This is a genomic window from Christensenella sp., from assembly GCF_034927525.1.
GTDB lineage: Bacteria > Bacillota > Clostridia > Christensenellales > Christensenellaceae > Christensenella.
This window is the reverse complement of sequence record NZ_JAYFPU010000117.1, coordinates 1-14,081: the sequence shown is the minus strand read 5'-3', so window position 1 is coordinate 14,081 and position 14,081 is coordinate 1. Positions and strand designations below refer to the sequence as shown.

Genomic DNA, 14,081 nt, shown 5'->3' with positions numbered 1-14,081 from the left:
CAGGCCTTATCAACTTTACATCAGACCCGGGCACGCTTATGTCCATCAACGGTGCTCCGTTCGCGGCTGACGCGACATACACAGGCATCACCAATGTCGTTTCCTCCGGCGGTGCTGTTCCGGCGCTGGTAACGTTCAACTCACCTGCGGTTATCCTTGCGATCATCGGTATTGTTTTGACGATCATCCTGCTTGTTGCAAAGGTAAAAGGCGCCATCCTGATCGGCATCATCGCGACAACGGTGATAGGAATCCCGATGGGCGTTGTTGACCTTTCTACAGTGAACTTTGCACAGGATAGCCTTGCTGCTTCCTTTAACGATCTCGGTACGACCTTTGGCGCCGCGTTCGGGGCAGAGGGCATGCAATCGCTGTTTGCTGATCCAGATAAGATATTAATGGTTATTATGACAATATTTGCCTTTAGTATATCAGATACCTTCGATACGATCGGTACGTTTATTGGAACGGGCCGTCGCAGCGGCATTTTCAGCGCAGAAGATATGAAAACGCTGGAAACAAGCAAAGGTTTCAAATCCAAAATGGATAAAGCCCTCTTTGCGGACGCGATCGCTACATCCGTAGGTGCTGTGTTCGGCACATCCAACACAACGACATATGTGGAGAGTGCTGCCGGTATCGGCGCAGGCGGACGTACAGGTCTTACAAGCGTTGTTACGGCAATCATCTTCTTAGCATGTATGTTCCTCGCTCCTGTTATGGGCATCGTGCCGTCGCAAGCGACTGCGCCAGCGCTTATTGCCGTTGGTGTTATGATGATGGCGGCATTTAAGGACATCAAGTGGAACGAGTTCGAAGAAGCTGTTCCGGCGTTCTTCGCGGGCGTATTCATGGCGCTGTGCTACAGTATCTCTTATGGTATCGCAGCAGGATTCCTGTTCTACTGCATCGTGAAGATCGTTCGTGGCAAAGCAAAAGAGCTGCACCCGATCCTGATTGTTTCGACGCTCTTGTTCGTCATAAACTTTATCATACTTGCAGTGATTTAACAGAATATAAGTGCAGGATTGAGCCGGTGAAATGCCGGCTCAATCATTTCACAAAACCAAAGGAGAAACAAGAATGAAAGTAGCAGTGATTATGGGTTCCAAAAGCGACCTGCCGGTGCTGAAGCCGACGATCGACACATTAAAAGATTTCGGTATCGAGGTGGATGCGCATGTGATGTCGGCGCACAGAACGCCTGAGCTGGCGGCAGATTTTGCGAAGAACGCCAAGGACAATGGTGTGGAAGTAATCATTGCCGCAGCAGGAAAGGCTGCCCATCTGGCCGGCGTGATCGCCGGACACAGCATATTACCTGTGATCGGGCTTCCGGTCAAATCGTCTACGATGGACGGGTTGGATTCGCTGCTCTCTACGGTACAGATGCCTGAAGGCATCCCGGTGGCTACGGTAGCCATCAATGGCGGCAAAAATGCCGCTTTATTGGCAGTGCAGATTCTCGCATTGAAATATGATACATTAAGCGATTTATTATATAAATTTAAAGAAGACATGCAGCTTAAGGTAGTGGCTGCAGACGCTGAACTCAGGGAGGAGCTATAAGGATGAAAAAGGCAGAACAGGTATATGAGGGACAAGCAAAAAAGGTTTTTAAAACGGATGATCCGGATTATGTGATCGTTGACTATAAAGACGATGCGACCGCCTTTAACGGACTGAAAAAAGGAACAATCGTCGGCAAAGGCGTGGTGAACAACAAGGTTTCCAACCATATGTTCAAGATGCTGGAGAAGCACGGCATCCCGACGCATCTGGTGGAAGAAATTTCTGACCGCGAAACCATTGTAAAAAGCGTTTCCATCGTTCCGGTAGAGGTGATCGTCAGAAATATCGCGGCAGGTAGTCTTTCGAAAAGACTTGGTATTCCGGAGGGTACAAAACTGAAGACTACGGTACTGGAATATAGCTATAAGGACGATGATCTCGGCGACCCGATGATCAATGATTATCATATTGCGGCGATGGAACTGGCAACGCCTGAGGAAATGGAAAAAATTGCGGAGTATTCCCTTAAAGTGAACGAGATCATGACAGACTACTTGAAACAGTTTGAGATCGAGCTGATCGACTTTAAGCTGGAATATGGCCGTTTCAAAGGCGAAGTGATTTTGGCGGACGAAATCTCGCCGGACACATGCCGTTTCTGGGATACCAAGACGGGTGAAAAACTGGATAAGGATCGTTTCAGACAGGATCTTGGAAATGTTGAGGATGCTTATCAGGAAATCTTAAAGAGACTTATGGGAGAATAAATATATGCCGATCGAGCTTTTGCAGCAAAATCAATATGAACGGTGGAAACCGCAGGACGACGTCATGCCTGAAGAATGTGGCGTATTCGGAATCTTTATGGACGACCACCACTATGACCCAGCGGAGGCGACCTATCTTGGGTTGTTTGCGTTGCAGCACAGGGGACAGGAAAGCGCCGGTATTGCGGTTACAGATGGCAAGGGCGTAAAATATCATAAGGGTATGGGTCTGTGCTCCGAAGTGTTCAAAGAGAATCTGGACAAGCTTTTGGGCGGGCATATCGGAATCGGTCATGTGCGCTATTCCACGACAGGCGAGAGCAAGGGTGACAACGCACAGCCGCTCGTGATGTCTTATCGCGGCGGAAAGCTCGCGCTGGCGCATAACGGGAACCTGATCAACAGCACCGTGCTGCGCGAGAAAATGGAAGACGAGGGTACGGTGTTCCAAACCTCTATTGATACGGAGGTCATGGCGAACCTGATCGCGCGGTATTCCAAGCATGGCATGCTCAAAGCGATCACCGCTATGATGAAGGTGGTACGCGGCGCGTATGCGCTTGTGATCATGACACAGGATGAGCTGATCGCGGTACGCGACCCGCTCGGTATTCGTCCGCTTGCGCTTGGCAAGCTTGATAACAGCTATGTTGTGGCTTCCGAATCATGCGCCTTTGATGCGATCGACGCGGAATTTGTACGCGATGTGCGCCCGGGAGAGATCATTGTAATCAATAAAAACGGCCTGAAATCTTATCAGGCGCAGTCCTCGATGGATACGGCACTGTGCATCTTTGAATATGTATACTTTGCGCGGCCGGATTCGGACATTGACGGCATCAGTGTATACCGTTCACGCGAAAATATGGGCATCAAGCTTGCACAGGCTTTCCCGATCGACGCTGACCTCGTGAGCGACGTGCCGGACTCCGCAACGCCCGCAGCATCCGGTTACGCCGCGGAAAGCGGGATACCATATGCCAAAGCGCTTTCTAAGAACCGCTATGTGGGCAGGACGTTTATCCAGCCGTCGCAGGCCTTAAGGGAGCGGGGCGTGAAGCTCAAACTGAACGCTATGAAGCGCAATGTGCATGGGAAACGGCTGATCTTGATCGATGATTCCATCGTGCGTGGCACGACAAGCAGGAAGATCGTTGAGATGCTCCGGCTGGCGGGTGCAAGGGAAGTGCATATGCTGATCAGCTCTCCGCCGGTTACTTGTCCGTGCTTCTTTGGCATCGATACGCCGTCACACGATCAGCTGATCGGCTCCAAGAATTCTGTGGACGAGATCAGGAAGATCATCGGTGCGGATACGCTCCATTACCTTTCGACAGAGGATATGCTGAAAACGGTCGAGGGAGCGGGCTGTAATTTCTGTGTGGGATGCTTTAACGGGCAATACCCGATCGATATGAAAAAGGCGATCAAGGAAACGGAAACACTGGATCTGTTGACGATTGAATAAGAGGAGATAAGAATGGCAGTAACGTATAAAGATGCGGGTGTGGACGTAGAGCGCGGGTATGAAGCGGTCAAGCTGATGAAGGAACATGTAAAGAAGACGTTTGACGGCAATGTAATAACCGATCTCGGTACGTTCGGCGGTATGTATGACCTAAACGACGGACAAGTGCTCGTTGCGGGCACGGATGGTGTAGGCACAAAGCTGATGGCGGCTTTTTCGACGGGAAAGAATGATACGGTAGGCATAGACTGCGTGGCGATGTGTGCAAACGATGTGATATGCCACGGCGCACGGCCTTTGTTCTTCCTCGATTATATTGCGACAGGGGCGTTGGTGCCCGGCGTTGCTTCTGATATCGTCAAGGGCATCGCGGATGGATGTATCCAGTCCGGCTGCGCGTTGATCGGCGGAGAAACGGCGGAGATGCCCGGATTTTACCCGGAGGGCGAATATGACCTCGCGGGGTTTTGCGTGGGCATCGTAAACAAAGACGATATTATCAATGGCTCCGGAATCACGCCGGGAGATAAGGTGATCGGTATCGGGTCAACAGGTATCCATTCGAACGGGTTCTCGCTGGTGCGCAAGCTTTACGCAATGGACGATACACTCAATACGATACAGGTTGAGCAGACAGGAACGACGCTGGGAGAGCTTCTGCTGACACCGACGAAGATATATGTAAAATCTATCCTTGACCTGATTGGCAAGGTGGACGTGAAGGGGATCGCCCACATCACAGGCGGTGGTTTTTATGAAAACATTCCGCGTATCCTGCCGAAGAACGTAGCGGCAAAGATCGAACTTGGTTCGTGGGATATGCCATATGTGTTTGACAAACTGGTGAGGGATGCGCAGCTTTCGCAAAAGGACGCATACAATACCTTCAATATGGGCATTGGCATGGTCGTAGTGGTGAGCGCTGACCAGGTTGAAAGTACGATCGAAGCGTTAAAAGCATCCGGAGAAAAAGTTTATCTGATCGGCGAGATCACGGAGGGCGGCGGAGGCATAGAGCTATGCTGAAATTCGCTGTTCTGGCATCGGGCGGCGGAACGGATTTCCAGTCGCTGATCGATGCGGTGCGGACGGGGCAGATTTCGGCAGAAATTTGCTGCCTGATCGCGGGCAAGCCGGATATTTATGCGATCACGCGTGCGCAGGATGCGGGCATACCGGTGGAGATCGTACAAAAAAAGAAATTTGATACCACGGAACAGTTTGATGACGCGATTTTGAAAACACTTCAAGGATACAAGGCCGATTTTGTAGTGTTGGCAGGGTATCTGAGTATTATCGGTGAGAAGACGCTGGCGGCCTACCCCAATAAGATCATCAACGTCCATCCGTCGCTCATCCCAAGCTTTTGCGGGATGGGAATGTATGGGAGCCGCGTACATAAGGCTGTGATTGCTTATGGCGCAAAGGTTTCGGGCGCTACCGTGCATTTTATCGACGGGCAGGCCGATACAGGGCCGATCATTATGCAGGCGGTCGTTGTGGTAAAGCAGGATGATACGCCGCAGGATCTGGCGGTGCGTGTGCTTGAAACAGAGCATAAGATACTGCCACAGGCGGTTAGCCTGATGGCGGATGGTAAATTGAAAACAGAAGGCAGAATTGTAAAAATTTTAAAATAGTTTGGAGGATAATGAAAATGGCGAAGAGGGCTTTTTTGAGCGTATTTGACAAAACCGGCGTCGTCGATTTTGCAAAGGGACTGATCGGTCTGGGGTTTGAAATCCTTTCGACGGGCGGTACGCAAAAGGAACTTGAAAATGCAGGCCTTAACGTCGTCAATGTTTCGGACATCACAGGGTTTCCGGAATGCCTTGACGGCAGGGTAAAAACGCTGCATCCTAAAATCCATGCGGGTATCCTTGCGATGCGCGGCAACAAAGAGCATATGAACCAGTTAAAGGAGCTCGGGGTGGAGACGATCGACGTGGTCGCTGTTAACCTTTATCCCTTCAAGCAGACGATCTCTGAAGCGGATGTGACGCTTGAGGACGCGATCGAAAACATCGATATCGGCGGGCCGACGATGCTGCGTGCTGCCGCGAAGAACTGGCAGGACGTCGCTGTTATTGTGGATGCGGCGGATTATGGGAAGGTATTGGACGAACTAAAAGCGGAGGGCGCTGTCTCGCGGGAGACGAAATTCTATCTGAGCGCCAAGGTGTTTGAGAATACAGCGGCGTATGACGCGCTGATCGCGGCTTATCTGCGCCAGCAGGTGAACCCGGACGCAATCCCCGAAAAATTGACGCTGACCTTCGAGAAGCAGCAGGATATGCGTTATGGGGAAAACCCCCATCAGAAGGCGGCGTTTTACAGGGAACCCCTTGCGGTTGCAGGAAGCCTTGTGAATGCGGAGCAACTGAACGGCAAGGAGCTTTCCTTTAACAACATCAATGACGCGGCGGGCGCTCTGGATTGCCTGCGCGAGTTTACAGAGACGACAGTTGTGGGGGTGAAGCATGCGAACCCCTGCGGCGTGGGAAGCGCTGAAACGCTTTACGACGCTTATATGAAGGCGTATGAATGTGATCCGGTATCTATTTATGGTGGTATTGTGGCGTGTAACCGTGAGATCGATGAAAAAACGGCGAGCCAGATGAGCAAGATATTCTTAGAGATTGTGATTGCGCCTTCTTATACCAAAGAAGCGCTCGATATTTTGTGTCAGAAGAAAAACTTGCGTGTGCTGAGACTGCCGGATATTGCAGCAAAAATGCCGGATACCGCATATGACGCCAAAAAAGTTTTAGGCGGAATACTGATACAGGATATGAACGGCAAGCTGTTTGACGGCGAATGCAAGGTCGTCACCAAGCGCCAGCCCACGGAGGAAGAACTGGAGAATCTTGAATTTGCATTCAAGGTCGTTAAATATGTGAAATCCAACGGCATTGCTATTGCTAAGGGCATGGGAACGCTCGGCATCGGCCCGGGGCAGACAAACCGCATTTGGGCGGCGGAAATGGCGATAGAGCGGAGTGGCGAGGATGTAAAAGGAGCGGTTTTGGCATCTGACGCATTCTTCCCCTTTGACGATTGTGTGGAGGTTGCAGCCAAGGCGGGCATTACGGCGATCATTCAGCCGGGCGGCTCGATCCGTGACGAGGATTCCATCAAAAAATGCGACGAAAACGGGATCGCGATGATATTTACCGGTATTCGCCATTTCAGACACTAGAGAATAGGACGACAAATCATGTATAAGATACTTGTAGTGGGCGGCGGTGGCCGTGAACACGCGATTTTGTGGAAGCTGAAACAGGGAAGCAGGGAAGTGGAGCTTTTCTGTGCGCCGGGCAACGGAGGGACTGCGCAGCTTGCGCAAAACGTTGCCATTAAAGCGGATGATGTAGAGGGAATTGTTCGCTGGGCGAAGGAAAACGCTATGGATATGGTGTTTGTTGCGCCGGACGACCCGTTGGCGCTCGGAATGGTCGACGCGCTTGAAGCATCAGGCATTCGGGCATTCGGGCCGACGAAGGCGGCGGCAGAGATCGAATGGTCGAAGTCGTACTCTAAGTGGCTGATGAAAAAATATGATATCCCGACGGCAGCGTTTGAGGTGTTTGATGATGCGGAGCAGGCAATTGCGTATCTTGAAAATGCCAACTATCCGATCGTTGTAAAGGCGGACGGCTTGGCGCTTGGCAAAGGCGTGCTGATCTGCGAGGATTTTGAGCAGGCAAAGCAGGCTGTAAATGACATTATGCTGGATAAGAAATTTGGCAATGCCGGCGCGAGGGTCGTGATCGAGGAATTTATGACGGGACCGGAAGTTTCGGTGCTTACCTTTTGCGACGGGAAGACTGTTCTTCCTATGGTATCGGCACAGGATCATAAACGTGCGTATGACAATGACGAGGGGCTGAATACCGGCGGCATGGGAACATTCGCACCTACACCGAAATTTACCAGGGAAATGCAGGAGTATGCGCAAAAAGAGATATTCGAAAAGACGGTACTGGCGTTAAATGCCGAAGGACGTACATTCAAAGGCATCATCTTCTTTGGTTTGATGCTGACGCCGGACGGCGTGAAGGTACTGGAATACAATGCGCGCCTCGGCGATCCGGAAACGCAGTCAGTCTTTATGCTGCTGGATACAGATTTGCTTGATATTCTTGATGCGTCGATCGACGGAACGCTGGGCGGCATGACTCTTGACTGGAAGAACGAAAGCGCGGTTTGCGTGGTCATGGCTTCGGGCGGCTATCCGCAGAAGTACGAAAACGGGAAGCTGATCGAGGGGCTTGACAGCGTAGACGAAGACGTCGTCGTTTTCCATGCGGGAACCAAAGCAGAGGACGGGAAGTGTTATACGAACGGCGGACGTGTGCTTGGCGTGACGGCAACAGGCAAAGACATTGAGGACGCACGCAAAAAGGCATATGCTAACATTCAAAAAATCAAGTTTGAGAATGCGCAGTATCGAACGGATATCGGCATCAAATAAAACACATAAAAAAAGCGCTTGTACGAAACAGGCGCTTTTTGTTTGCAGTTTTTATACCTGTGCCAGAATCTTATCGGCAACATAAAGGCCGTTTGCAGCCGCCTGTGAAAGTGAGCGGGTGAAGCCTGCGCCGTCTCCGGTGGCATACACGCGGGAAAAACCATCCAGCTCAAAATCTTTTGCATATGGTCGCGCAGAATAGTATTTGCATTCGATGCCATAAAGAAGCGTATCATAGTTTGCTGTACCCGGCGCTACTTTATCAAGCGCGTACAGTGTCTCAATGATGTTGTCGAGCTGCCGCTTGGGCAGGCACAGGCTCAAGTCGCCCGGAACCGCCTTTAGCGTGGGGCGTGTCGTTGACTGCGCGAGCCGGCTTGCGTCTGTCCTGCGTCCGGCAAGAAGATCGCCAAAGCGCTGTACCAAAACACTGTCGCCGCTGATGAGGTTTGCGAGGCTCGCAACATGGCGGGCATACTCGATGGGCTCTTTGAACGGCTCCGTGAAACGTATCGTCGTCAGCAGCGCAAAGTTGGAGTTTCCTGTCTTACGCGATTTATCGCGATAGGAGTGCCCATTGACCGTGAGCACGCCGTTTGTGTTCTCGGTGACGACGCTGCCTTTTTCATTGAAGCAAAACATGCGCGTCGTATCGCCATAGGCTTCGCTGCGGTACCAGATTTTTGGCTCATAAATATGGCGCGAAAAGTGTTCCCACACGCTGGAGGGAAGCTCTACGCGTACGCCGATGTCTACCTGATTGTTGGTAAGACCGACGTTGTTCTTTTTACACCATCCTGCAAAAAACTGGCTGCCTACGCGTCCCACGGCAAATATAATGTCCTTTGCCTCGAACTCGAGGGATTCCTGCTTCGTTTGCACATAGATAATATGTGCGGCAGCATCTACGTCCGTCACATCCGTATTCGTATAAATATCGCATTTCTCCGCGATATGCTCGATCATTTTGCGCATCGTATCAAAGTTTTCATCTGTGCCCAGATGCTTTAATTGAGCCTGCGACATGTGCAGGTCGTACTTCAAGCATTCGGATTTCAGGTCGTTGTTGGGCATAAAGCGCTCTGTTGTCGCGCCAAAGGATACGAGAAGCTTGTCTGCCTGTTCGATGTAATCGATCACGGTTTCCGGCTCTAAAAAGTCGGTCAGCCAGCCGCCGTATTCCGTGGAAATGACATATTTACCATCTGAAAACGCACCTGCGCCCGCCATGCCTTCCATGATCGCGCAGGATTTGCATTTGATACAGTGATCGGCTGTTTTTTTGATGATGGGGCAGACACGCTTGGTGATCGTATGGCCTTTTTCAAGCAGTGCGACTTTGAGGGCAGGATTTTTTTCTGTGAGCCGGTATGCGGACATAATGCCGCTGATCCCGCCGCCGATGATAACAACATCGTATTTTTTCAATGGAAATACCTCGTATTTATAGTTTGAAAGCTTGCGTGATGGCTTTTACAGCCTTCGTTGTGTCATCCTTGCTGATGCAGAAGGATATTTTGGCAGAAGAAGCATCGAAGAGATATGTCCTGATTTCCTCTGATGCAAGGGCGGCAAACAGCTTGGCCGTTACATTGTCATGCGTGAGCATACTGCGTCCCTCAAGCGTAAATTTCGTCAAACCGGAGTCGGCGCTTGCTTTCACACCCTTTAATGTTTTCAGGACGGACACAGCACGTTGTAGGTCATCTTCTGCTACACAGAAGGAAAGTGCTACAGCATCGTCCGCAAGCGCACATTGCTGTACGAGGTCGAGCGCGATATTGCCTTTGGAAAGGGCGGCGAAGACGCCGGATAAGGCACAAGAAGCACCGGAAATGCATTCTGCGCGTACTACAGCAGTATTATCTTCTGTATACAGGCTCATTGTTGCGCCAACTTCCGAGATGATATCGAACATCGAATAAAGTCCTGCCGGTTTACCCGCAAGGAATTTTGCCGCACGGATCGCGCCCTCTGCAAAAATATTTCTGGAAAGGGCGGTATGGTGCACTTCGATGACCTCGTCGTTCCCGATGAACAACACATCGTGCTGGCCGACGATCGTACCGCCGCGCACAGCGTGGATACCGATCTCTTTTTGTTCGCGTTTTGCACGCAGCTTCGGCGTACGCCCGTAAACGTATTCTTTTGTATCCATAAAAGCGGTGTTGATATAATCCGCGATCGCCAGTGCGGTACCGCTGGGTGCGTCGACCTTCTGGTTATGATGCTTTTCGACGATCTCGATATCAAATTCGTTGCCCAAAAATTCCGCCGCTTTTTTGGCAAGTTCCATCTGCAGGTTTACGCCCAACGACATATACGCGGAAAAGAACACGGGGATATGCCCGGCGTATTTGACAATCATCATTTTGTCGTTTGCGCTATAGCCTGTCGTGCAGAGCACGGAAGCGATATTCTTTTTCTCTGCAAACGTAAGAAGACCTTGCAATGCATCCGGACGCGAGAAATCGATGATCACATCCACAGATTCGATCACATGCGTAAAATCTTCATAGACAGGGAAGGGATTTTCGTGCGCGTTTGGCATCTTATCGACACCCGCGACAACGACCATATCCTCTGTCTGGCTGATATATGATACGAGCGTTTGCCCGAGGCGGCCGTTTACGCCGCTCAATAATACCTTAATCATGTTTTACCACCTTACCCAATGAGACCATATTGCTGCATAAGCTTGCTGAGCGCTTCGATGTTTGTCTGCGACATTTCCGTAAGCGGCAGGCGAAGCGGCCCCATTTGGAAGCCCATCAGTCGCATAGCCGTTTTGACGGGGATGGGGTTGACTTCCATAAACATTGCGTTTGCAAGCGGATTGATCTCCAGCTGCATATCGCAGGCGGCCTTTGTATCGCCCTCGAGATAGTTTGTGACCATATTGTGCATATATTTGGGCATAATGTTCGCGAGCACGGAAATTACGCCCATACCGCCTAAGGAAAGCAGTGGAACAACGTGGTCGTCATTGCCGCTATAAAGTGCCGCCTTGCCGCCGGTCACACGTGCGACCTCGACGATCTGTGAGATATTGGCGCTGGCCTCCTTGATGCCGACGATCTTGTCGTGACAGCACAATTCCTGATATACCGCAGGGCAGATATTAACACCCGTCCTGCCCGGTACGTTGTACAAAATGATCGGCAGGTCGGTGCAGTCGGCGACCGCGTTAAAATGCGCGATCAAGCCTGCGTTGCTGCATTTGTTGTAATATGGCGTAACAGCGAGAAGCGCGTCCGCGCCAAGATCCTGCGCCATCTTCGCGCTTGTTAACACATGTGCGGTATTGTTGCCGCCTACGCCCGCGATCACAGGAATCCGTCCGTCCGTTTTCTCGACGGAAAACTTGATCACGTCATGCTGTTCTTCCATCGACATGGTGGAAGGTTCTCCCGTCGTGCCACATACGAGCAGTGCGTCGGTATCATTGCTGATCTGGAATTCGATCAGGCGTTCCAGTTCATTGAAATTTACGCCGTTATCCGTAAACGGGGTAGAAAGCGCCACTGCGGATCCTTTAAAAATCGTAGTCATTATAAACTCCTGTTTATTTATTCTGCATATCCATCCAGACCTGCGCAATCTGGACTGCGTTTGTCGCCGCGCCCTTGCGGATGTTGTCCGCAACGACCCACAGGTTTACACCTGAGTCGACAGAACGGTCACGGCGGATGCGTCCTACATATACTTCGTCTTTGCCTGCGATGTCAAGCGGCATCGGGTAGACGCCTTTGCTTTCGCCCTGAACTACATCGTCCATCAGGACAATGCCGGGGAAATCCGCAAGCGCTTTTTTGAGCTCGTCTAAATCGTATTCCTTTTCGAATTCGACATTGATGGATTCGCTGTGACCGTGGAAAACAGGGACGCGAACCGTCGTCGCTGTGATACGCATATCGTCGTTATGAAGGATTTTGCGCGTCTCGTTGACCATCTTCAGTTCTTCCTTCGTATAGTCGTCTTCGTCGAATACATCGATCTGCGGCAGGCAATTCCCGAAAATGGGGAAGGGGAATTTTTTGGGCGCGTCGCCGCTGATGCCGTTTTCAAGATCGCTGTAGCCACTCATGCCAGCGCCGGAAACAGCCTGGTACGTTGAATAAACCACACGCTTGATCTTGTACTTATCATCTAAGGGCTTTAAGGCGACCATTGCCTGGATCGTTGAGCAGTTGGGGTTGGCAATGATGCCGTTGTGCCACTCGATATCTTCCGGGTTTACCTCCGGCACGACAAGCGGAACCTTAGGATCCATACGCCACGCACTGGAGTTGTCGATGACGAGCGCGCCCGCCGCAACAGCACACGGTGCGAATTTTTCGCTGGTACCGCCGCCGGCGGAGAACAGGGCGATATCAATGTTTTTGCCGTCGAAGCACGTTTTGGTGAGTTCCTCGATCGTATATTCTTTACCCATAAACTCAACTTTTTTGCCTGCGCTTCTTGCGCTTGCAAAGAGATAATAATTTTCTACAGGAAGCTTGCGTTCCTCCAAAATTTGCAGGAACTTCCTGCCGACCATACCCGTTGCGCCAACTACGGCAACATTGAACTTTTTCATATGTCTCTCCATTCCCGTATGGGACGTGCCCATACAATACTAAAATTTTCAGCGGGCAGACCCGCGTAAGTTCTTTGTAAAAAAAGAACGGCACACTATACGCGCCGTTTTCTGCATCATTGTTTTGATTCAGTAGCAGCAGCGCAACACCGCATAAGCGGTGACAGTGATACAGCTGTTGACTGTATCCCCAGAAATAAGCGCACGGCGAACGGCTTACTCTTCGGCGTTACGCCCTTTTTCACAAAATGCAACCGCCTCGCCGAAGGCTTATCATCTTGGATACTCATGCTATAACGCTCCTCTGTCTGTTCTGTAACATTATACATCATAGGAAAGAAGGTGTAAATAGTTTATCCGTTAAATACTTGCGAAAGAGAGTGGAACACGGTATTATCATAATAGTAATTTATTATATACGGAACTTTTGGGTTCTGTAGCGATAGGCGAGGTTTATTGTGGAAATAAGGCCCGAAGTAAAGAAATGCTTTGACGAATTGGTCAGGCTGCGCAGGGAGCTGCACCGGATCCCTGAATATTCGTTTGATACATTCGAGACATATCAATACCTGATGGCGTATTTGAACGGGCTAAAGCCGGACGAGTTGACCCCGTGCGCGGGGACGGGCATCAAAGCTGTTTTCATGGCGAAAAACCCGCAAAAAACGATTGCGATCCGCGCGGATATGGACGGGCTGCGCGTGCCGGAAAACACCGGTCTTTCGTATGCGTCTGTACATGAAAATATGATGCATGCGTGCGGGCATGACGGGCATATGGCGATCGCGCTTGTATGCGCCAAGCTTGTAAGCGAGGCAAAGGAACGGTTGAAATATAACTACGTCTTTTTGTTCCAGCCCGCAGAAGAAACGGTGGGCGGGGCGCAGCCGATGATCGATGAAGGCGCGCTTGAGAACCCGAAAGTCGACGAAATATATGGCATACATCTGTGGCCGGACGTACCATTAGGACGCGCCGGAATGAAACCGGGGCCGATCATGGCGCAAATGTGTGACTTCAATGTCGATATTGTGGGAAAGAGCGGACATGGTGCAAAGCCGCAGGATGGGATCGACGCGCTTGTCGCGGCGGCGCAGTTTGTGAGCGCTGCGCAGACGATCGTGTCGCGTAATACTGATCCGTATGAAACGGCGGTACTCACGATCGGTCGCGTGGAAGCGGGGCAAACGCGCAATGTGATCTGTGAAAAGGTGCATCTCGAAGGTACGATGCGCGCATTTGAGCCAGAGGTGATCGATATGATCAAACACAGATTGCATG

At 50.9% G+C, this 14,081-nt stretch carries 13 protein-coding genes, 1 pseudogene and 1 riboswitch; of the genes and pseudogenes, 9 read left to right on the top strand and 5 right to left on the bottom strand.

Annotated features, from left to right (window positions below; all coding sequences use genetic code 11):
* The 8 genes from VB081_RS04785 to purD all read left to right on the top strand — a co-directional run.
* The coding region (locus tag VB081_RS04785; protein WP_323399706.1) for an NCS2 family permease at positions 1–1,010 on the top strand (1,010 nt) is incomplete at its 5' end.
* Positions 1,011–1,083: 73 nt separating this feature from the next.
* A complete protein-coding gene (purE, locus tag VB081_RS04780) occupies positions 1,084–1,569 on the top strand; it encodes a 5-(carboxyamino)imidazole ribonucleotide mutase (protein WP_323399705.1) in 486 nt (161 codons plus the stop codon).
* A gap of 2 nt (positions 1,570–1,571) precedes the next feature.
* Entirely contained in the window at positions 1,572–2,279 is a 708-nt protein-coding gene (gene purC / locus VB081_RS04775; protein WP_323399704.1) for a phosphoribosylaminoimidazolesuccinocarboxamide synthase, read from the top strand.
* 4 nt (positions 2,280–2,283) lie between these two features.
* A complete protein-coding gene (gene purF, locus VB081_RS04770) occupies positions 2,284–3,747 on the top strand; it encodes an amidophosphoribosyltransferase (RefSeq protein ID WP_323399703.1) in 1,464 nt (487 codons plus the stop codon).
* Positions 3,748–3,759: 12 nt separating this feature from the next.
* Positions 3,760–4,773, top strand: a complete 1,014-nt coding sequence (gene purM / locus VB081_RS04765) for a phosphoribosylformylglycinamidine cyclo-ligase (protein WP_323399702.1) — start codon at positions 3,760–3,762, stop codon at positions 4,771–4,773.
* Positions 4,770–5,387 (top strand): phosphoribosylglycinamide formyltransferase, encoded by a 618-nt coding sequence (gene purN, locus VB081_RS04760; protein WP_442872709.1) that lies wholly within the window; start codon positions 4,770–4,772, stop codon positions 5,385–5,387. The genes purM and purN overlap by 4 nt, the downstream gene beginning before the upstream one ends.
* 17 nt (positions 5,388–5,404) lie before the next feature.
* Positions 5,405–6,946, top strand: a complete 1,542-nt coding sequence (gene purH, locus VB081_RS04755) for a bifunctional phosphoribosylaminoimidazolecarboxamide formyltransferase/IMP cyclohydrolase (protein WP_323399700.1) — start codon at positions 5,405–5,407, stop codon at positions 6,944–6,946.
* A gap of 18 nt (positions 6,947–6,964) precedes the next feature.
* Positions 6,965–8,221, top strand: a complete 1,257-nt coding sequence (gene purD, locus VB081_RS04750) for a phosphoribosylamine--glycine ligase (RefSeq protein ID WP_323399699.1) — start codon at positions 6,965–6,967, stop codon at positions 8,219–8,221.
* 51 nt (positions 8,222–8,272) lie between these two features.
* Here purD and VB081_RS04745 read toward each other — a convergent pair whose 3' ends face one another.
* The 5 genes and pseudogenes from VB081_RS04745 to VB081_RS04730 form a co-directional block, all read right to left on the bottom strand.
* The gene (locus VB081_RS04745; protein ID WP_323399698.1) at positions 8,273–9,649 is read right to left on the bottom strand and encodes an NAD(P)/FAD-dependent oxidoreductase; all 1,377 of its coding nucleotides are present in this window, start codon (positions 9,647–9,649) and stop codon (positions 8,273–8,275) included.
* A gap of 16 nt (positions 9,650–9,665) precedes the next feature.
* A complete protein-coding gene (locus tag VB081_RS14990) occupies positions 9,666–10,106 on the bottom strand; it encodes an ACT domain-containing protein (protein ID WP_442872708.1) in 441 nt (146 codons plus the stop codon).
* Positions 10,107–10,118: 12 nt separating this feature from the next.
* Positions 10,119–10,877: pseudogene (gene dapB / locus VB081_RS14985) on the bottom strand (4-hydroxy-tetrahydrodipicolinate reductase); the annotation flags it as partial.
* 11 nt (positions 10,878–10,888) lie between these two features.
* Positions 10,889–11,773, bottom strand: a complete 885-nt coding sequence (gene dapA / locus VB081_RS04735; protein WP_331675972.1) for a 4-hydroxy-tetrahydrodipicolinate synthase — start codon at positions 11,771–11,773, stop codon at positions 10,889–10,891.
* Positions 11,774–11,786: 13 nt separating this feature from the next.
* The gene (locus VB081_RS04730; RefSeq protein WP_323399696.1) at positions 11,787–12,800 is read right to left on the bottom strand and encodes an aspartate-semialdehyde dehydrogenase; all 1,014 of its coding nucleotides are present in this window, start codon (positions 12,798–12,800) and stop codon (positions 11,787–11,789) included.
* A gap of 131 nt (positions 12,801–12,931) precedes the next feature.
* Positions 12,932–13,115, bottom strand: a riboswitch (Lysine riboswitch).
* A 143-nt stretch (positions 13,116–13,258) separates the two neighbouring features.
* Between VB081_RS04730 and VB081_RS04725 the strand changes: the two genes are divergently transcribed.
* A partial coding sequence (locus VB081_RS04725) for a M20 metallopeptidase family protein (protein WP_323399695.1) occupies positions 13,259–14,081 on the top strand: 823 nt, incomplete at its 3' end.

Coding starts and splice junctions, on each gene's coding strand:
- purE (WP_323399705.1), top strand. CDS start 1,084: ATGAAAGTAGCAGTGATTATGGGTTCCAAAAGCGACCTGCCGGTGCTG.
- purC (WP_323399704.1), top strand. CDS start 1,572: ATGAAAAAGGCAGAACAGGTATATGAGGGACAAGCAAAAAAGGTTTTT.
- purF (WP_323399703.1), top strand. CDS start 2,284: ATGCCGATCGAGCTTTTGCAGCAAAATCAATATGAACGGTGGAAACCG.
- purM (WP_323399702.1), top strand. CDS start 3,760: ATGGCAGTAACGTATAAAGATGCGGGTGTGGACGTAGAGCGCGGGTAT.
- purH (WP_323399700.1), top strand. CDS start 5,405: ATGGCGAAGAGGGCTTTTTTGAGCGTATTTGACAAAACCGGCGTCGTC.
- purD (WP_323399699.1), top strand. CDS start 6,965: ATGTATAAGATACTTGTAGTGGGCGGCGGTGGCCGTGAACACGCGATT.
- VB081_RS14990 (WP_442872708.1), bottom strand. CDS start 10,106: ATGAGCCTGTATACAGAAGATAATACTGCTGTAGTACGCGCAGAATGC.
- dapA (WP_331675972.1), bottom strand. CDS start 11,773: ATGACTACGATTTTTAAAGGATCCGCAGTGGCGCTTTCTACCCCGTTT.
- VB081_RS04730 (WP_323399696.1), bottom strand. CDS start 12,800: ATGAAAAAGTTCAATGTTGCCGTAGTTGGCGCAACGGGTATGGTCGGC.